General features: G+C 43.6%; 23 protein-coding genes and 2 rRNA genes. 24 read left to right on the top strand and 1 reads right to left on the bottom strand.

Annotated features, from left to right (window positions below; translation table 11 throughout):
* The 12 genes from KHA99_RS30085 to rsmI all read left to right on the top strand — a co-directional run.
* Positions 1–2,549: ribosomal RNA gene (locus tag KHA99_RS30085) — 23S ribosomal RNA — on the top strand; the annotation flags it as partial.
* 238 nt (positions 2,550–2,787) lie between these two features.
* Positions 2,788–2,904 (top strand): 5S ribosomal RNA (gene rrf, locus KHA99_RS30080).
* Between the two features lie 203 nt (positions 2,905–3,107).
* Complete coding sequence (locus KHA99_RS30075; RefSeq protein WP_213121164.1) at positions 3,108–3,326, top strand: sigma factor G inhibitor Gin; 219 nt, start codon at positions 3,108–3,110, stop codon at positions 3,324–3,326.
* Positions 3,327–3,403: 77 nt separating this feature from the next.
* Entirely contained in the window at positions 3,404–4,849 is a 1,446-nt protein-coding gene (locus tag KHA99_RS30070) for an aminotransferase class I/II-fold pyridoxal phosphate-dependent enzyme (RefSeq protein ID WP_213121163.1), read from the top strand.
* Positions 4,850–4,875: 26 nt separating this feature from the next.
* Complete coding sequence (tmk, locus tag KHA99_RS30065) at positions 4,876–5,511, top strand: dTMP kinase (RefSeq protein ID WP_213121162.1); 636 nt, start codon at positions 4,876–4,878, stop codon at positions 5,509–5,511.
* A 118-nt stretch (positions 5,512–5,629) separates the two neighbouring features.
* On the top strand, positions 5,630–5,959 hold the full coding sequence (gene darA / locus KHA99_RS30060) for a cyclic di-AMP receptor DarA (RefSeq protein WP_213121161.1): 330 nt from the start codon (positions 5,630–5,632) through the stop codon (positions 5,957–5,959).
* Between the two features lie 123 nt (positions 5,960–6,082).
* Complete coding sequence (gene holB / locus KHA99_RS30055; RefSeq protein WP_213121160.1) at positions 6,083–7,081, top strand: DNA polymerase III subunit delta'; 999 nt, start codon at positions 6,083–6,085, stop codon at positions 7,079–7,081.
* Positions 7,082–7,083: 2 nt separating this feature from the next.
* Positions 7,084–7,911, top strand: a complete 828-nt coding sequence (locus tag KHA99_RS30050; protein WP_213121159.1) for a PSP1 domain-containing protein — start codon at positions 7,084–7,086, stop codon at positions 7,909–7,911.
* 13 nt (positions 7,912–7,924) lie between these two features.
* Positions 7,925–8,302, top strand: a complete 378-nt coding sequence (gene yabA / locus KHA99_RS30045) for a DNA replication initiation control protein YabA (protein ID WP_213121158.1) — start codon at positions 7,925–7,927, stop codon at positions 8,300–8,302.
* 61 nt (positions 8,303–8,363) lie between these two features.
* Positions 8,364–9,107, top strand: coding sequence for a tRNA1(Val) (adenine(37)-N6)-methyltransferase (locus tag KHA99_RS30040; RefSeq protein WP_213121157.1), 744 nt, complete (start codon positions 8,364–8,366; stop codon positions 9,105–9,107).
* Positions 9,094–9,387 (top strand): GIY-YIG nuclease family protein, encoded by a 294-nt coding sequence (locus KHA99_RS30035; protein WP_213121156.1) that lies wholly within the window; start codon positions 9,094–9,096, stop codon positions 9,385–9,387. The genes KHA99_RS30040 and KHA99_RS30035 overlap by 14 nt, the downstream gene beginning before the upstream one ends.
* Positions 9,359–10,237 (top strand): 16S rRNA (cytidine(1402)-2'-O)-methyltransferase, encoded by an 879-nt coding sequence (gene rsmI, locus KHA99_RS30030; protein ID WP_213121155.1) that lies wholly within the window; start codon positions 9,359–9,361, stop codon positions 10,235–10,237. Before KHA99_RS30035 ends, rsmI begins: the two co-directional genes overlap by 29 nt.
* 73 nt (positions 10,238–10,310) lie before the next feature.
* On the opposite strand, the gene abrB is transcribed toward rsmI, so the two are convergent.
* Entirely contained in the window at positions 10,311–10,595 is a 285-nt protein-coding gene (abrB, locus tag KHA99_RS30025) for a transition state genes transcriptional regulator AbrB (protein WP_213148336.1), read from the bottom strand.
* Positions 10,596–11,080: 485 nt separating this feature from the next.
* On the opposite strand from abrB, the gene metG reads away from it, so the two are divergent.
* From metG to spoVG, 12 genes are all read left to right on the top strand, one after another.
* Positions 11,081–13,039 carry a methionine--tRNA ligase gene (gene metG, locus KHA99_RS30020; protein ID WP_213121154.1) on the top strand — a complete coding sequence of 653 codons (1,959 nt, stop codon included), beginning with the start codon at positions 11,081–11,083 and terminating at the stop codon, positions 13,037–13,039.
* A 352-nt stretch (positions 13,040–13,391) separates the two neighbouring features.
* Entirely contained in the window at positions 13,392–14,159 is a 768-nt protein-coding gene (locus KHA99_RS30015) for a TatD family hydrolase (RefSeq protein WP_213121153.1), read from the top strand.
* 237 nt (positions 14,160–14,396) lie between these two features.
* Entirely contained in the window at positions 14,397–15,578 is a 1,182-nt protein-coding gene (locus KHA99_RS30010) for a G5 and 3D domain-containing protein (RefSeq protein ID WP_213121152.1), read from the top strand.
* A gap of 182 nt (positions 15,579–15,760) precedes the next feature.
* Entirely contained in the window at positions 15,761–16,321 is a 561-nt protein-coding gene (gene rnmV / locus KHA99_RS30005) for a ribonuclease M5 (protein ID WP_213121151.1), read from the top strand.
* Positions 16,314–17,192, top strand: coding sequence for a 16S rRNA (adenine(1518)-N(6)/adenine(1519)-N(6))-dimethyltransferase RsmA (gene rsmA, locus KHA99_RS30000; protein ID WP_213121150.1), 879 nt, complete (start codon positions 16,314–16,316; stop codon positions 17,190–17,192). The genes rnmV and rsmA overlap by 8 nt, the downstream gene beginning before the upstream one ends.
* Positions 17,193–17,290: 98 nt before the next feature.
* A complete protein-coding gene (gene yabG, locus KHA99_RS29995) occupies positions 17,291–18,181 on the top strand; it encodes a sporulation peptidase YabG (RefSeq protein WP_372447650.1) in 891 nt (296 codons plus the stop codon).
* A 244-nt stretch (positions 18,182–18,425) separates the two neighbouring features.
* Entirely contained in the window at positions 18,426–18,689 is a 264-nt protein-coding gene (gene veg, locus KHA99_RS29990; protein WP_213121148.1) for a biofilm formation stimulator Veg, read from the top strand.
* A 191-nt stretch (positions 18,690–18,880) separates the two neighbouring features.
* The gene (locus tag KHA99_RS29985; RefSeq protein ID WP_213121147.1) at positions 18,881–19,069 is read left to right on the top strand and encodes a small, acid-soluble spore protein, alpha/beta type; all 189 of its coding nucleotides are present in this window, start codon (positions 18,881–18,883) and stop codon (positions 19,067–19,069) included.
* Positions 19,070–19,327: 258 nt separating this feature from the next.
* Complete coding sequence (gene ispE, locus KHA99_RS29980) at positions 19,328–20,197, top strand: 4-(cytidine 5'-diphospho)-2-C-methyl-D-erythritol kinase (RefSeq protein WP_213121146.1); 870 nt, start codon at positions 19,328–19,330, stop codon at positions 20,195–20,197.
* 54 nt (positions 20,198–20,251) lie between these two features.
* On the top strand, positions 20,252–21,070 hold the full coding sequence (gene purR, locus KHA99_RS29975; protein WP_213121145.1) for a pur operon repressor: 819 nt from the start codon (positions 20,252–20,254) through the stop codon (positions 21,068–21,070).
* A gap of 16 nt (positions 21,071–21,086) precedes the next feature.
* A complete protein-coding gene (gene ridA / locus KHA99_RS29970; RefSeq protein ID WP_213121144.1) occupies positions 21,087–21,461 on the top strand; it encodes a 2-iminobutanoate/2-iminopropanoate deaminase in 375 nt (124 codons plus the stop codon).
* 150 nt (positions 21,462–21,611) lie between these two features.
* Positions 21,612–21,902, top strand: coding sequence for a septation regulator SpoVG (gene spoVG / locus KHA99_RS29965; RefSeq protein ID WP_003347151.1), 291 nt, complete (start codon positions 21,612–21,614; stop codon positions 21,900–21,902).
* Positions 21,903–22,058 lie beyond the last annotated feature (156 nt).

Genomic DNA, 22,058 nt, shown 5'->3' with positions numbered 1-22,058 from the left:
GAAACTTCGTTCCCTCCTGAGTGGATCCTGAGTACGGCCGGACACGTGAAATCCGGTCGGAAGCAGGGAGGACCATCTCCCAAGGCTAAATACTCCCTAGTGACCGATAGTGAACCAGTACCGTGAGGGAAAGGTGAAAAGCACCCCGGAAGGGGAGTGAAAGAGATCCTGAAACCGTGTGCCTACAAGTAGTCAGAGCCCGTTCATGGGTGATGGCGTGCCTTTTGTAGAATGAACCGGCGAGTTACGATTGCATGCGAGGTTAAGTTGAAGAGACGGAGCCGCAGCGAAAGCGAGTCTGAATAGGGCGAAATAGTATGTAGTCGTAGACCCGAAACCAGGTGATCTACCCATGTCCAGGGTGAAGTCCAGGTAACACTGGATGGAGGCCCGAACCCACGCACGTTGAAAAGTGCGGGGATGAGGTGTGGGTAGCGGAGAAATTCCAATCGAACTTGGAGATAGCTGGTTCTCTCCGAAATAGCTTTAGGGCTAGCCTCACGTAGTTAGAGTCTTGGAGGTAGAGCACTGTTTGGACTAGGGGCCCTCATCGGGTTACCGAATTCAGACAAACTCCGAATGCCAATGACTTATCCGTGGGAGTCAGACTGCGAGTGATAAGATCCGTAGTCAAAAGGGAAACAGCCCAGACCACCAGCTAAGGTCCCAAAGTATACGTTAAGTGGAAAAGGATGTGGAGTTGCTTAGACAACCAGGATGTTGGCTTAGAAGCAGCCACCATTTAAAGAGTGCGTAATAGCTCACTGGTCGAGTGACTCTGCGCCGAAAATGTACCGGGGCTAAACGTATCACCGAAGCTGTGGGTGGACACCTTATGGTGTCCGCGGTAGGAGAGCGTTCTAAGGGCGTTGAAGCTAGACCGTAAGGACTGGTGGAGCGCTTAGAAGTGAGAATGCCGGTATGAGTAGCGAAAGATGAGTGAGAATCTCATCCACCGTATGCCTAAGGTTTCCTGAGGAAGGCTCGTCCGCTCAGGGTTAGTCGGGACCTAAGCCGAGGCCGAAAGGCGTAGGCGATGGACAACAGGTTGATATTCCTGTACCACCTCTTTATCGTTTGAGTGATGGGGGGACGCAGGAGGATAGGGTAAGCGCACTGCTGGATATGTGCGTGTAAGCAGTTAGGCTGGTGAATAGGAAAATCCGTTCACCTTAAGGCTGAGCTGTGATGCCGAGGGAATTATAGTACCGAAGTTCCTGATTCCACACTGCCAAGAAAAGCCTCTAGCGAGATAAAAGGTGCCCGTACCGCAAACCGACACAGGTAGGCGAGGAGAGAATCCTAAGGTGAGCGAGAGAACTCTCGTTAAGGAACTCGGCAAAATGACCCCGTAACTTCGGGAGAAGGGGTGCTTTTTGGGGTGAATAGCCCCGAAGAGCCGCAGTGAATAGGCCCAGGCGACTGTTTAGCAAAAACACAGGTCTCTGCAAAGCCGCAAGGCGAAGTATAGGGGCTGACGCCTGCCCGGTGCTGGAAGGTTAAGAGGAGGGGTTAGCGCAAGCGAAGCTCTGAATCGAAGCCCCAGTAAACGGCGGCCGTAACTATAACGGTCCTAAGGTAGCGAAATTCCTTGTCGGGTAAGTTCCGACCCGCACGAAAGGCGTAACGATCTGGGCACTGTCTCAACGAGAGACTCGGTGAAATTATAGTACCTGTGAAGATGCAGGTTACCCGCGACAGGACGGAAAGACCCCATGGAGCTTTACTGTAGCCTGATATTGAATTTTGGTACAGCTTGTACAGGATAGGTAGGAGCCTGAGAAGCCGGAGCGCCAGCTTCGGTGGAGGCGTCGGTGGGATACTACCCTGGCTGTATTGAAATTCTAACCCGCACCCCTTATCGGGGTGGGAGACAGTGTCAGGTGGGCAGTTTGACTGGGGCGGTCGCCTCCTAAAATGTAACGGAGGCGCCCAAAGGTTCCCTCAGAATGGTTGGAAATCATTCGCAGAGTGTAAAGGCACAAGGGAGCTTGACTGCGAGACCTACAAGTCGAGCAGGGACGAAAGTCGGGCTTAGTGATCCGGTGGTTCCGCATGGAAGGGCCATCGCTCAACGGATAAAAGCTACCCTGGGGATAACAGGCTTATCTCCCCCAAGAGTCCACATCGACGGGGAGGTTTGGCACCTCGATGTCGGCTCATCGCATCCTGGGGCTGTAGTCGGTCCCAAGGGTTGGGCTGTTCGCCCATTAAAGCGGTACGCGAGCTGGGTTCAGAACGTCGTGAGACAGTTCGGTCCCTATCCGTCGTGGGCGCAGGAAATTTGAGAGGAGCTGTCCTTAGTACGAGAGGACCGGGATGGACGCACCGCTGGTGTACCAGTTGTCTTGCCAAAGGCATCGCTGGGTAGCTATGTGCGGACGGGATAAGTGCTGAAAGCATCTAAGCATGAAGCCCCCCTCGAGATGAGATTTCCCATAGCGTCAAGCTAGTAAGATCCCTGAAAGATGATCAGGTTGATAGGTCAGAGGTGGAAGCGCGGTGACGTGTGGAGCTGACTGATACTAATCGATCGAGGACTTAACCAAAATCGAAAAGCGGAAGCGGCCGGTTAGCAACGTATGGCCTGGAGGGCTTTGACTGAGATAAAGGAAACACGATGAGCGATAGCGAATCGATGTTGACTTATCGTAGGGAAAAGACCGAAGGACACTAGTTGCTGGACGCTGGAGCTAGACAATTATCAAAGTAATATGACGAACTCGTTCTTATAAACTTCTTCTGCATTATCTAGTTTTGAGGGAATGAAACCTCTAATTTAATAGGTCCGGTAGCAATGGCGAGAAGGTCACACCCGTTCCCATCCCGAACACGGAAGTTAAGCTTCTCAGCGCCGATGGTAGTTGGGACGCAAGTCCCTGTGAGAGTAGGACGCTGCCGGGCAAGCAAAAAGACAACTATTTTCAGGTTGTCTTTTTTTTGTTGGTTATTTATGCTTGAATGATGCATGAGAACCGTCCCCGTGCATCAATAAAAAATCGATATTAGACATACACCCAATTGTGAATGGCGACATATATTATTATTGCGGATGCGAAAATTCGAAAAATTGTATACAAATTTTTGTTATCGGGCAGAATGGGTGTATGGAGGTGGAGCGATTGAGTTCAAACTTAGCACATAACCATTTAAGGGAAACTTGCGTTATTTGTGAGAATCTTAAAGCGAAAGGCATACATCTATACACTTCTTTTATTTGCACAGAATGTGAAAATGATTTAATTCAAACAGACACGAGCGATCCAAAATATAAACATTATTTGAAACAGCTTAAAAAAATTACGACTCCGGAAATATTTTCATAACAAAGTCCTGATTGGGGCTTTATTTTTTTTCCTTAAAACGAGACAATAGGTTAGAATCTTAACAAGGATGTAAGGAAATGTTTAAGCAGATGAAAACACCTTTATATGATGCGTTAATGAAACATGAAATCAGGAAACCTGTTTCATTTCATGTTCCTGGACATAAATATGGTCTTATTTTTGATGCGAATGCACAAGAGCACTTTAAACAAATTCTAAAGCTGGATGCAACTGAGTTAACTGGATTAGATGACTTGCATTCTCCTGAAGGAGCAATCTTAGAAGCGGAAGACCTTTTAACGCAGCTTTACCAATCAAAGAAAAGTTACTTTCTTGTAAATGGCTCCACTGTCGGAAATATTGCCATGATTTTAGCGGCGTGCTTGGAGGACGATACGGTCCTGGTACAAAGGAATAGCCATAAGTCAGTCATGAATGCTATACAACTGGCCAAGGCCAGACCCATATTTCTGGAGCCGGAATATGACCACGAATGGAATGTTCCCTCTGGAATATCAGTCGAGACTGTTAAAGAAGCCATCCGTCGGTATCCCAATGCAAAAGCCCTTATATTGACATACCCGAACTACTATGGAATGGTCTATGATTTGCAAGGGATTATTCAGGAGGCGCACGGGCATAACATCCCAGTCCTAGTGGATGAGGCACACGGGCCCCATTTTATCCTCGGAAAGCCTTTCCCAGCATCAGCTGTTCAACTTGGTGCGGATATTGTTGTGCAGTCAGCACATAAGACACTCCCGGCCATGACGATGGGGTCCTTTTTGCATGTTAATAGCAGTCTTCTTGAGAATAAAAAAATCAAGGGTTACTTGGAAATGTTTCAGTCCAGCAGCCCGTCTTATCCGATAATGGCATCGCTGGATTTGGCGAGAGGTTATCTAGCAGCCTATGAGCAGAGGGATTTAGAATTTTTACAAAGCGAGATCCACTTATTTAAAAAGGATTTAGCCGATGTTTCCGCGATTAAGGTATTAGACTACCCAAATCAGCAGGGGGATTTATTAAAAATCACGCTTCAGTCACGAAGCAAATTAAGTGGCTTTGAGCTGCAGCAAAGGCTGGAGGAATACTCCATTTATACAGAATTAGCAGATCCAAATAATGTCCTTTTCATACTTCCACTACTGAAGGATGGCCAAAAGTATCCTTTTAGGGAAACGGCCGTAAAAATAAAAGAGGCTCTAAAAGACACTTTTTGTGATTGTGGCGAGAAAAAGGAAGAATTTCAATTAAGTAATAATCGAATTTCTGAGTTAGCTATTCCTTTCAAAAAGATGGGCGATTATGAGGAGTGGGAAATTTCTAATTCTGAAGCAGAGGACAAGGTTTGTGCGGAAACGATTATTCCTTATCCTCCTGGGATTCCGCTTTTGTTAAAAGGAGAACGAATCACTGCTGAAAAGCTAAGCCGCTTACATAATCTGATGAAAACGGGGGCAAGGTTTCAAGGTGGGTCCTTATTAAGAAAAAGTATGCTGAAGGTTTTTCGGACAACTTAAGATATACAGTTTTGGAGGTTTCATTGATGAAGAACGGAACATTTATTACATTTGAGGGCCCGGATGGGGCAGGCAAGACTACAATCCTCAGTATGGTTGCTGAGCAGCTGCCAATGGCAATGGTTACAAGGGAACCTGGCGGCATTGATATTGCGGAACAAATTCGCCGCGTCATTTTGTCAAAAGAAAATACGGCCATGGACCCGCGGACGGAGGCGTTGCTCTATGCTGCCGCAAGAAGACAGCATTTAATTGAAAAAGTAAAACCTGCCTTAGAAGAGGGAAAGGTTGTTTTGTGTGACCGCTTCGTTGATAGCTCCCTGGCTTATCAAGGCTATGCACGGGGATTGGGAATTGATGAGGTATGGTCGATTAACCAATTTGCGATCGAGAAGATGATGCCAGATTTGACGATCTACTTTGATATTGAGCCGGAAGCTGGGCTCGAGCGAATTAATAAGAATAAAGGCAGAGAAGTTAACCGCTTGGATTTGGAAAACCTGGAGTTTCACCAAAAGGTGAGAGAAGGCTATCATATCCTTTTAGACCGATCCCCCGGCCGGATTATCAAACTTGATGCCTCAGGAACAATCGAGGATATTTTTCAACAAACACTCGATATAATTAAATCAAAACTAACAGAAAGAAAGCCTTCGCTATAAGGCTTTTTTTGCTAGCAAGGAAAACCTTCCTAATTATTGCGAATGTAAGTCCCCAAAGAAACTGTTATAATATAGGATAAGTAATGCCGGAAATTCTAAAGGAGAGGGTGGATTTACTATGAAACTTATTATTGCGGTGGTTCAAGACCAGGACAGCAATCGTTTGTCAAAGGCGTTAGTGGAAAATAATTTTAGAGCTACAAAGCTGGCGAGTACTGGCGGGTTTTTAAAATCAGGAAATACCACTTTCATAATCGGTACTGAAGATATTCGCGTTGACCGGGCTCTGCAGATTATTAAGGATAACTGCCGTGCTCGCGACCAGCTAGTGTCACCTGTTTCGCCAATGGGCGGCAATGCCGACTCTTATGTCCCTTATCCAGTAGAAGTCGAGGTTGGCGGCGCAACGGTTTTCGTGCTGCCGATTGAGCAGTTTTTACATTTTTAGCTAATAAGAAAGTATAAACTTTCTTAACGCATAAGGGCAACTCGTCTCATGAACCGCATTATGGGGCTCGCCAATCGGCGAGTTTTCTATAAATTCCTATTCTTTAGTTAGTGAGTGATAATCTTGGTGAAAACCTGGGGTCAACTGGAGGAGCTGCAGCCGGCGGTCCTCCGTATGTTAAAAAATAGCTTATTAAAAAATCGGGTGGCTCACGCTTACCTTTTTGAGGGCATGAGAGGAACGGGGAAAAAAGAAATCGCCGAACTTCTAACCAGGGCTCTTTTCTGTGAATCGTTAATTGATGGCTATAAACCTTGTGAGGCCTGCAGCAGCTGCCGGCGTATCATTAGCGGAAATCATCCAGATGTGCACATTATCGAGCCGGACGGTCAATCTATTAAGGTAGAACAAATCAGAAACCTCCAGGCGGAGTTTTCCAAAAAAGGAGTAGAATCCTTAAAAAAGGTCTATATGCTGGTTCACGCTGATAAGATGAGCGTAAGTGCTGCCAATAGCCTCCTTAAATTTCTCGAGGAACCTAATGCCGAAACGGCTGCAATATTACTAACCGAACAGCCACAGAAAATCCTTCCGACGATTCTCTCAAGATGCCAGGCTTTAACCTTCCAACCGCTATCACCGCAAAAAATGGTAAGTCAGTTGGTTGAAAACGGTGTAACACCGCAAAAAGCCCCATTACTTGCACAGTTGACTAATAGTCTGGATGAGGCGCTAGAATTAAATGTCGATGAATGGTTTGCACAAGCCCAAAAAATAGTGGTAAAATTATATGAGGTGTTAGAAAAAAATCAGCTCGAAGCGATGGTCACGCTTCAGACCGATTGGTTCTTGCACTTTAAGGAGAAGGAACAAATTCAACGTGGGTTAGACTTATTACTTCTTATTTTTAAAGATTTATTATATATACAATTAGATAAGCAGGAGCAAATTGTTTTCCAAAATGAATTGGAACGCATGCAGCAGTTTGCTCTAAGAACATCAAGGCGGCGCTTAACGGCTCAAATGTCAGCTATTCTCGAAGCGAAGAGAAAGCTTGCTGCGAACATGAATCCTCAGCTGATGATGGAACAGCTTGTGCTTAAATTGCAGGAGGGATCTTGAATTTGTATGATGTTGTAGGAGTACGCTTTAAAAAAGCGGGGAAAATCTATTATTTTGATCCTGGAGACCTCCCAATTCAAAAAGATGACTTTGTCATTGTCGAAACCGTCCGCGGGGTGGAATATGGCAGGGCTGTGATACCCCGGAAGCGGGTTGAGGAACATGATGTGGTCCTTCCGTTAAAAAAGGTTGTTAGAATTGCGGATCAGAAGGATCGGATGATTGTCGAGGAAAATAAGCAGGCGGCCCAGGAAGCCTATGAGGTTTGTAATGAAAAAGTAACTGAACATCAACTGGATATGAAGCTGGTGGATGTTGAATATACATTTGATCGCAATAAAATTATTTTCTATTTTACAGCGGATGGACGAGTTGATTTCCGTGAGCTTGTCAAGGATTTGGCAGCCATCTTTCGGACAAGGATCGAATTGCGCCAAATTGGGGTCCGCGATGAAGCCAAGATGCTTGGCGGGATCGGCCCGTGTGGAAGAATGCTGTGCTGTTCCACTTTCTTAGGGGATTTTGATCCTGTGTCGATTAAAATGGCAAAGGATCAAAATCTATCTTTAAATCCTACCAAAATTTCAGGTTTATGCGGCCGACTTATGTGCTGCTTAAAATATGAAAATGATGAATACGAATCGGCTAAAGAACAGCTGCCGGATTTGGGAGAAGTCATTGAAACTCCTAATGGCAGGGGAAAAGTGGTAGGTTTGAATATTTTAGAGCGGGTTCTTCAGGTGGAATTGACAGAACAAGAGCGGGTTCTGGAATATACACTAGATGAAATCATTAAAGAAGGTGCCTTTTCGATACAATCCACAGATTAATGAGGTGGAAGGCGTGGATAAAAAAGAGATATTTGAATCAGTAAGTAATATGGAAACACAAATTGGCCATCTTTACCAGCAGCTTGGGGAATTAAAGGAGCACTTAGCTGAAATACTAGAAGAAAATCATTGTTTAAAGCTTGAAAATGAGCATTTAAGACGCCGTTTAGATGTAACCACAGAAGCTGAGAAGAAGGATAGTAGCAGCAAAAAGGCAGAGGAGGCGGCACAAACCCCATCTCCCAATGTAAAGCCGTTTGATGTCGGAGAAGGCTATGATAATCTAGCCCGCCTTTATCAAGAGGGATTTCATATCTGCAATCTTCATTTTGGCAGTTTGCGCAAGGAAGGCGACTGTTTATTCTGTCTATCTTTTCTAAATAAGAAATAACCTTAAGAGGCTGACCTTTCATCAGCCTCTATTTTCATACTTTGATAAGGAATGAATGAACATGATTAACTTGAAGGATGATGAACGCTTAGATTATTTGCTGGCCGAGAACTTAAGGATTATTCAAAGTCCATCTGTATTTGCGTTTTCACTGGATGCAGTCCTTTTGGCGAGGTTTGTTTATGTCCCCATCCAAAAAGGAAACCTCATCGACCTTTGCAGTGGCAACGGGGTAATTCCGCTGTTTTTAAGTGCCAGGACAAAGGGCAAAATTACAGGGGTGGAGATTCAGGAACGCCTTTACGATATGGCGGTCAGAAGTATTGAATATAATGGTCTTGAAAATAGGCTCGAGATGATTCTTGGGGATATTAAGGATATGCCGAAAAAATTGGGATACGGCAAATTTGATGTGGTTACCTGCAATCCTCCTTATTTTACGACACCATCAAAGGGAGAAATTAACCCAAATGAACATTTGGCGATCGCCCGTCATGAAATTCTCTGTACGCTTGAGGATGCTATTAAGGCATCTAGCGACCTTGTCAGGCAAGGTGGGAAAGTGGCATTCGTACACCGCCCGGGGCGACTATTGGATATCGTAACTTTTATGCGTCAATATAGGCTGGAGCCAAAGCGAATCCAATTTGTTTACCCGAAAATGGGGAAGGAAGCTAATACCATATTAGTCGAAGCCATTAAGGATGGAAGTCCTGATCTGAAAATTCTCCCACCGCTGATCGTTTATCAAGATAACGATGAATATACCCCAGAAATAAGAGAGATTTTATATGGAGAAAAGTGAGCATTATTTTTATGTGCTGACCTGCAGGGACGGGAGCTTCTATGGGGGTTACACCAATAATCTAGAACGCAGGATACAGCTTCACAATGATGGAAAAGGGGCCAAGTATACAAGGGGCCGCGGTCCGGTTAAACTGACGTACTATAAGGGCTTTGAAAATAAAGGTGATGCCCTAAGAGCCGAATACCATTTTAAAAAGCTGACACGGAAACAAAAGTTGGATTTTTTAGTGAGAGAGATAGGTGATGATGATGTGGCAGCAAAAGAGCTTTGCGAATGAGGAGCAAAAGGGAATTCTCTATTTGGTTCCGACCCCGATTGGAAATCTGGAGGATATGAGCTTTCGCGCGGTACGGATATTGAAAGAGGCAGACCTGATTGCCGCCGAGGATACAAGAAATACAAAAAAGCTGTTGAATTACTTTGAAATTGACACCCCAGTGGTAAGCTACCATGAACATAACAAAGAAACGAGCGGGGAAAAGCTGATTCAAAGGTTAAATGATGGCGCCAAAATTGCATTAGTGAGCGATGCCGGTACACCTGCTATTTCTGACCCTGGCTACGAGCTTGTCGTGCAAGCCACAGCCGAAATGCTGACGGTCGTGCCGCTGCCGGGGGCAAATGCAGGGATCACTTCGTTAATTGCCTCGGGCCTTGTCTGCCAGCCTTTCTATTTTTATGGGTTTCTGCCCCGCAGCAAAAAGGAAAAACGGGAGCAATTAGAAGGACTAAAGCGACAGACGGCTACCATCATATTTTATGAAGCCCCGCACAGGCTGAAGGAAACGCTAGCCCTCATGCTTGAAGTCCTTGGCAGCCGGAAGGTCGCCCTTTGCCGGGAGCTGACAAAAAAGTTTGAGGAATTTATTAGAGGAAATCTCGAAGAGGCTCTACAATGGGCTAATGAAGAGGAAATCCGCGGGGAATTCTGCGTCATCGTTGAAGGAACCAGCAAATTACCGGAGCCCGAAGAGGCCGCTTGGTGGGAGCAGTTAACGATTGAAGAGCATGTCGGACACTACATAACTGAAAAAGATATGTCTTCTAAAGACGCCATTAAACAAACGGCGAAGGACAGAGGATTAAATAAACGGGAAGTTTACCAGGCTTATCATATTGAACCATAAAAAGAGGCTGACATTATGTCAGCCTCTTGGTCTATTTATAAAAGAAGAGATTGCCTTTGGTAAGGAAGTCTTCTTATTTTACTACTTCAAAGTTGCTTTGGATTTCTTTGATTAATTGCTCTGCACCTTCACGGCTTAGAATTAACTTTCCGCCAGCAAGAGCAAGATTATCATCAGAAACCTCACCAGTGATTTGGCAAGTCATATTTGGTTTGTATTTCTTTAAAATAATGCGGTCATCATCAACATAGATTTCAAGAGCATCCTTTTCAGCAATTCCAAGCGTACGTCTTAATTCAATCGGAATAACCACGCGGCCTAATTCATCAACCTTACGAACGATACCAGTAGATTTCATTTTTATTAATCTCCTCTCACTATTAAACAATTATTTTTTTCTCTTTATAATTCGTCATTATTCGACAAAAATTTCATATATTCATAATACCAGCGTTTCCCAAATTCGTCAATTATTTAATTTTGAAAAATAATAAGGAATTTTTACCCATACTGAAAAGGTGGATTTAATAAGGGATTTTTGAATTTCTATTAAATAATTACCATCATTAACATTATAGATAACTAATATTCTTTATTAGACATAAATTCGACAATTCGACAAAATTCTACAAAATCCTATCTTATTTCAAAAATAAGTTTCGTAGTTTGTGGGTGTTTTATGGGTGTATTTTGGAAAATTTTTTTAAAAAATGGAATCCGTCTAAATGCCGGTTTCTTGCACAAAAACGTAATTTTCGGTATATTTTGATGTTAGAGACCAATAAAAAAGGGCAATAATGTTTAGATGGGGATTAATTGTCTATTACAAGAGGAGTGATACAAATGGCGGGAAAATCTTTTTATATTACGACACCGATTTATTATCCAAGCGGTAATTTACATATTGGACATGCCTATACGACGGTTGCAGGGGATGCAATGGCCCGTTATAAGCGGTTGCGCGGGTTTGATGTAAGATATCTAACAGGTACAGATGAGCACGGACAAAAAATTCAGCGCAAGGCAGAGGAAAAAGGCATTACTCCTCAGGCCTATGTCGATGAAATTGTCGGAGGTATTAAAGAGCTTTGGAAGAAGCTTGATATTTCCTATGATGATTTTATCCGGACAACAGAGGACAGACATAAACAGGTTGTCGAAAAGATCTTTGCCAGACTGCTTGAGCAGGGTGATATTTATTTGGATCAATATGAAGGCTGGTACTGTACGCCTTGTGAATCCTTTTTTACTGACCGCCAGCTTGTTGATGGGAACTGCCCGGATTGCGGCCGCCCGGTCGAAAGGGTAAAGGAAGAATCGTACTTTTTCAGAATGAGCAAGTACGTGGACAGACTTCTGCAATATTATGAGGAGAATCCTGAATTTATCCAACCGGAATCCCGCAAGAATGAAATGATCAACAACTTCATTAAGCCGGGCCTTGAGGATTTGGCCGTTTCAAGGACAACCTTTGACTGGGGCATCAAAGTGCCTGGCGATCCAAAGCATGTAATCTATGTTTGGATTGATGCGCTTTCCAATTATATTACCGCACTTGGTTATGGCACCGAAAACGACGCTAACTACTTAAAATACTGGCCGGCAGATGTACATTTAGTCGGTAAAGAAATTGTCCGTTTCCACACCATTTATTGGCCAATTATGCTGATGGCGCTCGACCTTCCGCTGCCAAAGAAAGTATTTGCTCATGGCTGGCTGTTAATGAAGGATGGGAAAATGTCGAAGTCAAAGGGAAATGTTGTCGATCCAGTGACATTGATTGACCGCTATGGCCTTGATGCACTTCGCTACTATCTGTTACGTGAGGTTCCTTTTGGAGCAGATGGTGTCTTCACTCCGGAAGGGTTTATCGAAAGAATCAATTTTGATTTAGCGAATGACCTTGGAAACCTCCTAAACCGGACTGTTGCGATGATTGAAAAATATTTTAATGGGATTATTCCCGACTATGCAGGTTCTGTTGGTGAATTCGATGAGTCCTTGCTCCAAACAAATCAAGAGACTATTACCAAGTATGAAGAAGCCATGGAGAAAATGGAGTTTTCTGTTGCATTAAGCTCCGTTTGGCAGCTAGTCAGCAGGACAAATAAATATATTGATGAAACACAGCCATGGACGTTAGCTAAGGATGAGGCAAAGAAAAGCGAGCTTGCCAGCGTTATGGTTCATTTAGCGGAATCACTGCGCCGAATTGGGATTCTTCTTCAGCCATTCTTAACCCGGACACCGAATGGGGTCTTCAAACAGTTAGGAATTATCGATGAAGCATTGAAGACATGGGAAAGCCTTGACACATTTGGCAATATTCCAAGCGGAACAAAAGTTGAAAAAGATGCACCATTGTTCCCAAGACTAGAAATCGCTGTGGAAGTCGAATTTATTAAGACTAAGATGCAAGGCGGAACGGCTCCAGCACCTGAAGCAGAAGAAAAGAAAGAGGAGAAGCCTGAAGAACTTGCAGAAATCGCCATTGATGATTTCATGAAAATTGACCTGCGTGTAGCGGAGGTTATCCAGGCAGAACCTATTAAGAAGGCTGATAAATTATTAAAGCTTCAGTTGGATTTAGGCTATGAAAAACGCCAGGTTGTATCAGGAATTGCTCAGTACTATAAACCAGAGGAATTGGTGGGGCGCAAGGTAATCTGTATCACAAACCTAAAACCGGTTAAGCTGCGTGGTGAATTATCTCAAGGAATGATTTTGGCTGGCTCTAAAGACGGGCAGCTGTCTCTGGCAACAGTGGACCAAACACTGCCGAATGGCTCAAAGGTAAAATAAAAAAATGAAAAGCGCCTAGTTTAGGCGCTTTTGCATTGAGGGATGTCTAGCTGCGGCGCCTAGGGGCTCGGGGTCATAAGCCAATCCGTCAAGACGGCTAAAAAGCAGCCTTCTCGCCGGCTCGTCTTATGCCTGGCTAACAGAAAGCTAACGCTTCCTGTACGCATTAAGGAGGACTAATCTCTGGCTGCGCTCTCGCTTGCCAGTCGATAAGTCTCCCTATATCGCCCCTGGTCAAGGCGCCTCCGCTTTTCGATGTTCCACGTGAAACAAATTTCGTGGAAATTTCCCTTTTTTCGTGTTTAAGCAGAAAAGAGTAAGATGATGATGAAAAAAGAAAGAAGGGAATAAGATGTTATTCGACACACATGCCCATTTAAATGCCGAACAGTTTAATGAAGACCTTGAAGAGGTAATTGCAAGGGCCAAAGAGGCAGGGGTAACAAATATGGTTGTGGTGGGTTTTGACCGTCCGACCATTACAAGAGCGATGGAATTGGCCGAAAGCTATGAGTTTATTTATGCCTGTGTGGGCTGGCATCCGGTCGATGCCATTGATATGACGGAAGAAGACCTAAAATGGATTGAGGAACTCGCCGCACATCCAAAGGTAGTCGCAATTGGCGAGATGGGTTTGGATTATCATTGGGACAAGTCGCCTAAGGATATTCAAAAAGAGGTGTTCAGGAAACAAATCCGGCTGGCTAAAAAAGTGAAGCTGCCAATTGTCATCCACAACCGGGAAGCAACTCAAGATATTGTTGAAATATTAAAGGAGGAAGGCGCGGCAGAGGTAGGCGGAATTATGCATTGTTTTAGCGGCAGCGCCGAGACAGCAAAGGAATGTGTGAACATGAACTTTTATATCTCGCTGGGCGGTCCTGTTACCTTTAAGAATGCCAAAAAGCCGAAGGAGGTAGCTGCTGAAATTCCGCTTGGTAAGTTGTTAATTGAAACAGACTGCCCGTATTTGGCGCCGCATCCTTACCGGGGAAAACGAAATGAACCGAGCTATGTGAAGTTGGTTGCCGAGCAAATTGCCGAAATAAAGGGATTGACGTACGAAGAGGTGGCCGAGGCAACGACACAAAATGCTAAAAAATGTTTCGCCATAAACTGATAAGGGAAATTGTCGAAACAGTAAGAAGCTTGTCCAAATTTTTTCCGATAACTAAAAGTTCTACACGTCTCCTTTTCAACATAGGATAACCGTGTCGATAAGTTTTCCTTTGCAAAATTTCCAGTTATGTGCATAATTAGGAATATGTTCTCAGGGTATGCAAGGGTTGACAGCCGGCGGCATGGTTTCACTATATCTCCATAAGAAAAGGAGGCGTTTTTCATCGTATTCAAAAACATGAAAAGCCTGTTTTTCCGGTCTTGGAGTGCGAGGAATTTGACCATTGCTTTTGCTAGTTTCGTAGTTTTGCTAACAACTCTTGGAATTCTTTTTTACGAAGGATCAAAGAAAACGGTGGCAATTACTCTTAATGGCGAACAAAAGGTCATCAAAACGCATGCAGATACCATTAAGGAATTATTGGATGAACTGGATGTTTCAATGCGCTCCCAAGACTACTTGTATCCAAAGGCGAGTACGAAGGTAAATGAAAACCTACATATCGTCTGGCTGCAAGCGAAACAGGTTACCATTGTCAAGAACAACGAGAAGAAAACGATTTGGACTACAGCCAAGACTGTAGCGGAGGCTTTGAAAGAACAACATATTGCTTTAAACGAGCATGATAAAGTTTCACCCGGACCGCAGACGGCAATCAAAAATAAGATGAAAATCGGCGTCACCGAGGCCTATCATCTGACTTTCATTGACGGCGGAAAAGAGCAAGCAGTCTGGTCCACTTCGACTACGGTCGCTGACTTTTTAACGCAGCAGGGCACTAAACTAAACGATTTTGACCGAGTTGAACCGCCATTAACAGAAACCATAGCAGAGAATGGTGTTGTTAACGTCATTCGTGTAGAAAAAGTCACCGATGTAGTGGAAGAACCTGTTGAATTTGCCGTGGTTACCAAGAGGGATGACAGCCTTGAGAAAGGGAAAGAACAGACCATCTCTCAAGGTAAAAAAGGGCTCGTTTCCAAACAATATGAAGTCCTAATCGAAAATGGTAAAGAGGTATCAAGGAAGTTAATCAGTGAGCAGATGGTTACAGCAAAACAGGATAGGGTTGTCGCTGTCGGCACGAAAGACTTAGCCCTTCAAGTATCCCGCGGTGAGGCACCTGCAGGAAAAGAGCTTTATGTGACGTCTACAGCGTATACAGCCTATTGTAATGGCTGTTCAGGAAGGACTGCAACCGGTTTTAATTTGCGCTCTAATCCGGACGCTAAAATAATTGCCGTTGATCCAAATATCATTCCGCTTGGCACGAAGGTTTATGTCGAAGGCTATGGCTATGCGGTTGCTGCCGATACAGGCGGGGCCATAAAAGGGTATATAATTGACGTATTTATGCCCTCAAAAGCTGATGCATATCGATGGGGACGAAAAAAAGTAAAGATTACGATAATGCAGTAATTCATTTTGCGGCAGGGGGAAACCCCTGCTTTTTTACTTTTTCTTAAAATTTCTTTATACTTAACAACGAACTCCTAAGCAAATGATTACTAAAGTTTATGAATGGTTTCGTTAATATAGACGATGGACATTACAAAAATGTTTCAACTTTTTTTCAATTATATTTATTTTTTGGAGGCAAAATGAAAATCAAGGAATTTATCGTGGTGGAGGGAAGAGATGATACGACGGCCATTAAACGGGCAGTCGAGGCGGATACGATTGAAACAAACGGGTCCGCAGTTAATCAAGCCACGATTGAAAAAATAAAACGTGCCCAGGAAACAAGGGGAGTCATTATTTTTACTGATCCAGATTATCCTGGTGAAAAAATTAGAAAAACCATTGCCGAACAGGTTCCAGGCTGTAAACATGCTTTCCTGGCAAAAGAGGATGCCTTGGCAAAAAGAGATAAAGGAATCGGGGTTGAGCATGCCTCACCAGATGCAATCAGGGCGGCTTTAAAGGACGCACAAGTCATGCGTGAAGATATTTTAGAAGAAATCAGCCAGGATGATTTAATCACTGCCGGACTAATCGGCGGGGAAGGCGCCAAGGAACGGAGAATTCAATTAGGGAAGCTATTAAAAATTGGCTATACAAACGGTAAGCAGCTGCATAAGCGTCTCATGATGTTTCAAATCAGCAAACAGGAATTTGCTGAGGCACTTAGCAAGGTACGTCAGGAGGAGAGTAATGGATAAAGATATCGCTACCCCTGTGAGAACAAGGGCTATTTTAGAAAAATACGGTTTTTCCTTTAAGAAAAGCCTGGGGCAAAATTTCTTAATCGATACGAATATATTAAAAAAGATTGTCAGCTTTGCGGACCTTACCGATGAATCAGGAGCCATTGAAATTGGCCCAGGAATCGGAGCCTTAACGGAACAGTTGGCCCGTTCGAGCAAAAAGACCGTTGCTTTTGAAATTGATCAAAGGCTTCTGCCAATTTTAGAGGATACGTTGTCACCATATTCGAATGTAAAAGTCATTCATAATGATGTGTTAAAGGCTGATGTTGCGGAGGTTATTGCTGCTGAATTTGCTGACATTTCTGATTTGATGGTGGTTGCTAATCTGCCTTATTATGTAACGACGCCGATTATTATGAAGTTGCTTGAAGAGCATTTGCCGATTCGCGGCATCGTTTGTATGCTCCAAAAAGAAGTAGCGGACCGGATTTCTGCGAAGCCTGGAACAAAGGACTACGGCTCCCTGTCCATCGCGGTTCAGTATTATACTGAAGCGGAGACCGTCATGATTGTGCCAAAAACGGTTTTTGTCCCGCAGCCAAACGTCGATTCTGCGGTCATCAGGCTGACACGGAGGGAAAACCCTGCTGTCCAGGTAAAGGATGAGAACTTCTTTTTCCAGGTGACAAAGGCGAGCTTTGCCCAAAGAAGAAAGACATTATTAAACAACTTAACAAGTGGCCTGCCAGATGGCAAACAAAAGAAAGAGGAAATCCTTGCGGCCTTGGCGGCTAGCGGCATTGAACCGTCAAGAAGAGGGGAAACACTGTCACTCGAAGAGTTTGGCCGCCTAAGCGACGAATTATATGCATACTTCCAATAGACCTTTAAAATAGGTCTATTTTTTTTCACAAGGACAACTACCCATGCATAGCCTATCAAAGAACCTTATTTGAAGGCCTTACCTGCGGTCTTATTGGAGTGACGACAGTGGATATAAAAATAAATGATATTGTCGGCAGACGTTCATATAATTGCGATATTCTCTTTCGAGTTATCGATATACAAAAAATTAATGGCCAGACAGTGGCGATCCTCTATGGCGAGGATTTCCGCCTAGTAGCAGATGCCCCATATCAAGATTTGATGGTAATTAACCCAAATGAGCGGCTAAAGCTCACGAAGGAGTACCGGACGCTCGAGGAGCAATCCTTAAGGCTTTTTACACAGGATGTCGATTTATTGAGGGAGAGGCAGGAATACGAAGCCACTAGCGGCTATGTAAAGCCGAGCAGCTATTTTCAAATCCCCGGAAAAGTCCTTCACCTAGATGGCGACCCTGCCTATTTAAAAAAATGCATGGCCTTATATGAAAAAATCGGTGTACCTGTTTTAGGGATTCATTGCAATGAAAAAGAGATGCCTGCGAAAATTGGCGGCTACATGGACTATTATCGTCCCGACATTCTCGTTATCACTGGACATGATGCTTATTCAAAAGCAAAGGGGAAAATGACTGATATCAATGCGTACCGCCATTCTAAACACTTTGTGGAAACGGTTAGGGAAGCCCGAAGGAAAGTGCCCCATTTGGACCAGCTTGTCATCTTTGCGGGTGCATGCCAATCCCATTTTGAATCGCTTATTCATGCCGGCGCAAACTTTGCCAGCTCCCCATCTAGGATCAACATTCACGCACTTGACCCAGTCTATATCGTCGCCAAAATCAGTTTTACCCCTTTTATGGAAAGAATCAACGTTTGGGAAGTGCTGAGAAATACACTTACAGGTGAAAAAGGGCTGGGAGGAATTGAAACAAAAGGAGTCCTCAGAACCGGAATGCCCTATCACCCTGTTCAAGAGGAGGAATAGGCCTATTAGAGAGGCGAAAAGCTAGTCATCAATATTAAACTACTTTCGCTATGCTCTAATGGGTTTATTTTTTCCCCTTGATACATATTCCCAAACATTTCAGGCAACGCTAAAAATGTTGAAATTTAGCAAAAAAAACAGAACAAAAAATATTGACAATCTTTTTGTCGGACTGATATAATTTATATTTTTGTTTGACATAAGTATGTCAGCGTGATATACTTTACATAGTGAGGTGGACCGAATGACTAAAACCTTAGCGGATATTAAAAAATCCCTGGACTCAAATTTAGGGAAAAGGTTGTTACTAAAGGCCAACGGGGGACGTCGAAAAACAATTGAACGTTCCGGTGTCCTTGCAGAGACGTACCCATCTGTTTTTGTCATCGAACTGGATCAGGATGAGAATGCATTCGAACGAGTTTCCTACAGCTATGCTGATGTTTTAACCGAAACCGTTCAAATTACCTTCTATGAAGAGGCAGCAGGAAATGCAGCTTTAAGCTAGAATATAATCAACGCATGGCAGTAAACCAAAGGTTTACTGCTTTTTGCTGTTCAAAAAGAACTAAAAAACACCTTGGCTGATTCTTCTATCTGTTGATTGGAGCGGAAATCAACAGACCTATATTAAAAAATTATTTAATACCCGAAATTATCTCATACTAATAATGCTGCGACAGGAAAGGGGTTGTTTAGATGGGCAGAAGAAGAGGAATCATGTCAGAACGCTTTAAAGAAGAATTAGCAAAAGAACTTGGATTTTACGATGTTGTCCAAAAAGAGGGCTGGGGCGGCATCCGGGCAAAAGATGCAGGGAATATGGTAAAGCGGGCCATCGAGCTTGCGGAACAGCAATTAACCAGCAGGAACTCGCATAAATCTTAATTCCCACAAGAACTTCCGCTATTTATTTAAACACTTAAACGCCGCAGCAAAGCCGGAGAATCTCCTCCGGTTTTTTTCTTGCTAAAAAAATATCACTTTTTTCTTATCAAAACTATGATAAAATATAAAATTTGATAGGATTCACGTCTTGCAATTGTCGTTTTGTGGTAAAATAGGACAATATATGGATTCGGAAAGCAGGAATGCAGGCAAAAGGAGCCTGTCTCTTAGGATATTTGTAAAAGTAGGTGGACGAGCGTGAAGCTTTTAGTTAAAGCACCGGCTAAAATTAATTTAGCACTGGATGTTTTACATAAACGGCCCGATGGATATCATGAGGTTGAAATGATTATGACCACCATTGATTTAGCCGACCGGGTTGAACTTTCCTTGTTACAGGAGGATAAAATACATATTCTTTCTCATAATCGGTACGTGCCCGATGACCAGCGTAATTTAGCCTACCAGGCTGCACTGCTGCTAAAAAACCGTTTTAATGTAAAGAAGGGTGTATCAATCTCCATTGAAAAAACAATCCCCGTTGCGGCTGGCTTGGCTGGTGGAAGCAGCGATGCAGCAGCAGCTTTAAGGGGCCTTAACAAGCTATGGAATCTTGGACTGACGTTGGATGAACTGGCTCAACTTGGCAGTGAAATTGGTTCAGACGTCTCCTTTTGTGTGTACGGTGGGACCGCGCTGGCAAAGGGCAGAGGGGAATTTATCACCGAACTGCCGGCTCCGCCGACATGCTGGGTTATTTTGGCCAAGCCGTTCATCGGTGTCTCAACTGCTGAGGTTTATCGGCGTTTGGATGTAAACAGAATCACCCACCCAAATATAAACGAAATGATCAATGCCATTGGGCAAAATGACTATCAAAAAGTATGCCAACATGTTGGCAACGTGCTAGAGGAAGTAACTTTAAACCTTCATCCAGAGGTAGCACAAATAAAAGACCAAATGAAACGATTCGGTGCAGATGCGGTATTAATGAGTGGCAGCGGTCCGACCGTTTTTGGGCTGGTTCAGCACGATTCCAGAATGCATCGCATTTATAATGGCCTGCGCGGGTTTTGTGACCAGGTTTTTGCAGTAAGAATGTTAGGTGAACGGCATACGCTTGATTAAAGGCGCACAATAATAGTATCCTTTAATTAGAATATTCGGATTCGGGGGGTTGTTATGAAATTTCGCCGCAGTGAACGTTTGATAGATATGACAAGTTATCTTCTCGATCATCCTCGCCAGTTAGTGCCGCTAACCTTTTTTGCGGAGCGTTATTCTTCGGCAAAGTCCTCAATCAGTGAAGATTTGGCCATTGTCAAAGAGACGCTTGAAGAAAGGGGAATCGGAACGCTGCAAACTGTGCCAGGAGCAGCGGGCGGTGTTAAATTTTTCGTCAAGGTAAGCAAGAGAGAAGCTGAGCCTTTCATTAATGAGCTCTGTCAGCTTATCGGCAGTCCTGACCGGCTTTTGCCCGGCGGCTATTTATATTTGACTGATATTTTAGGCAGTCCGCAGGTGGTGCAAAAGGCAGGAAGAATCATTGCTTCGGCCTATGCGGATGCAAAAATTGATGTCGTCATGACAATAGCCACAAAAGGTATACCGCTCGCGTATGCCGTTGCCAGTCAATTAAATGTTCCGGTAGTGATTGTCAGAAGGGACAGCAAAGTGACAGAAGGGCCGACTGTAAGCATTAATTATGTGTCAGGTTCAGCCAAAAGGATACAAACAATGGTTCTTTCCAAGCGAAGCATGAAGGAAGGGGCAAATGTCCTCATTGTTGATGATTTTATGAAGGCGGGCGGTACAGTCTTAGGTATGGTAAGCATGCTTGAGGAGTTCAATGGCCACGTAGCCGGGATTGCTGTTTTAGTCGAAGCGGAGGAAACTGAGGACAGGTTAGTGGATGACTACTTATCGTTAGTTAAGCTGTCAGATGTAGATGTTAAAGAAAAAAGTATCAATGTCGAAGTGGGAAACTTTTTTGATAGGTAAAGGAGAGGAATATACGATGAAAGTTGTACAAACCAATCAAGCCCCGGCTGCAATCGGCCCATACTCACAAGGTATTATTGTAAACAATATATTCTACAGCTCTGGACAAATTCCGTTAACTGCTGAAGGAACAATGGTAACAGGGGATGTAAAAGAACAGACACATCAAGTGTTCCGCAATTTGCAGGCTGTTCTGAGTGAAGCTGGTGCTTCATTAGAAACCGTCGTAAAGGCCACTGTCTTTATCAAAAACATGGACGAATTTGTGGAGGTTAATGAAGTCTATGGTGAATATTTTTCCGTCCACAAACCAGCCAGATCCTGCGTAGAAGTGGCTCGTCTTCCAAAAGACGCCTTAGTTGAAATCGAAGTAGTAGCGCTCGTAAAATAATACGGGCGTTTTTTTTGTCAGCAAAAATCCAAAATTTACAAATGTTCACCAATTTGCCCTAATTTTTCAAAAAATTTTTTAAAAATAAAGAAGGAAAACGCAAAATCTTGTTGAATTATTAATCTAACATTGAGAAAAGGGTGTGAGCACATGGAAGTAACTGACGTAAGACTGCGCCGCGTTAATACCGACGGTCGTATGAGAGCGATTGCATCAATCACATTAGATAATGAGTTCGTGGTTCACGACATTCGCGTTATTGACGGAAACAACGGTTTGTTTGTCGCTATGCCAAGTAAACGGACTCCTGATGGAGAATTTCGTGATATTGCGCATCCAATCAATTCAGGAACACGTGGAAAAATCCAAGAAGCTGTATTGGCTGAGTACCACCGTTTAGGTGAATTGGAAGTAGAATTCGAAGAAGCCGGAGCTTCCTGAAGATAATCAACTAGGGCCTTTCTTCTGAGTAAGGCTCTTTTTATTATTTAAAAAATCCCCCCTCGTCCTCCCCTCACAATTAATTATCCCAATCGGAAAAAACGCAATATTATGACATTAGACACATATCGTTCATTCCTTGAAATGAGTTCCTAT

Origin of the sequence: Neobacillus rhizophilus (assembly GCF_018343535.1) — a bacterium.
GTDB lineage: Bacteria > Bacillota > Bacilli > Bacillales > Cytobacillaceae > Neobacillus > Neobacillus rhizophilus.
The sequence above is the reverse complement of the archived record's forward strand: the minus strand, read 5'-3'. Positions and strand labels throughout refer to the sequence as shown.

Excerpts from the sequence above, each read along its gene's own strand:
- KHA99_RS29985 (WP_213121147.1), top strand. The coding sequence starts at position 18,881 with ATGGGCAGAAGAAGAGGAATCATGTCAGAACGCTTTAAAGAAGAATTA.
- KHA99_RS30075 (WP_213121164.1), top strand. The coding sequence starts at position 3,108 with ATGGAGGTGGAGCGATTGAGTTCAAACTTAGCACATAACCATTTAAGG.
- purR (WP_213121145.1), top strand. The coding sequence starts at position 20,252 with ATGAAATTTCGCCGCAGTGAACGTTTGATAGATATGACAAGTTATCTT.
- KHA99_RS30035 (WP_213121156.1), top strand. The coding sequence starts at position 9,094 with ATGGAGAAAAGTGAGCATTATTTTTATGTGCTGACCTGCAGGGACGGG.
- rnmV (WP_213121151.1), top strand. The coding sequence starts at position 15,761 with ATGAAAATCAAGGAATTTATCGTGGTGGAGGGAAGAGATGATACGACG.
- ridA (WP_213121144.1), top strand. The coding sequence starts at position 21,087 with ATGAAAGTTGTACAAACCAATCAAGCCCCGGCTGCAATCGGCCCATAC.
- KHA99_RS30070 (WP_213121163.1), top strand. The coding sequence starts at position 3,404 with ATGTTTAAGCAGATGAAAACACCTTTATATGATGCGTTAATGAAACAT.
- darA (WP_213121161.1), top strand. The coding sequence starts at position 5,630 with ATGAAACTTATTATTGCGGTGGTTCAAGACCAGGACAGCAATCGTTTG.
- KHA99_RS30015 (WP_213121153.1), top strand. The coding sequence starts at position 13,392 with ATGTTATTCGACACACATGCCCATTTAAATGCCGAACAGTTTAATGAA.
- rsmI (WP_213121155.1), top strand. The coding sequence starts at position 9,359 with ATGTGGCAGCAAAAGAGCTTTGCGAATGAGGAGCAAAAGGGAATTCTC.
- tmk (WP_213121162.1), top strand. The coding sequence starts at position 4,876 with ATGAAGAACGGAACATTTATTACATTTGAGGGCCCGGATGGGGCAGGC.
- veg (WP_213121148.1), top strand. The coding sequence starts at position 18,426 with ATGACTAAAACCTTAGCGGATATTAAAAAATCCCTGGACTCAAATTTA.
- KHA99_RS30010 (WP_213121152.1), top strand. The coding sequence starts at position 14,397 with ATGAAAAGCCTGTTTTTCCGGTCTTGGAGTGCGAGGAATTTGACCATT.
- metG (WP_213121154.1), top strand. The coding sequence starts at position 11,081 with ATGGCGGGAAAATCTTTTTATATTACGACACCGATTTATTATCCAAGC.
- rsmA (WP_213121150.1), top strand. The coding sequence starts at position 16,314 with ATGGATAAAGATATCGCTACCCCTGTGAGAACAAGGGCTATTTTAGAA.
- abrB (WP_213148336.1), bottom strand. The coding sequence starts at position 10,595 with ATGAAATCTACTGGTATCGTTCGTAAGGTTGATGAATTAGGCCGCGTG.
- spoVG (WP_003347151.1), top strand. The coding sequence starts at position 21,612 with ATGGAAGTAACTGACGTAAGACTGCGCCGCGTTAATACCGACGGTCGT.
- KHA99_RS30040 (WP_213121157.1), top strand. The coding sequence starts at position 8,364 with ATGATTAACTTGAAGGATGATGAACGCTTAGATTATTTGCTGGCCGAG.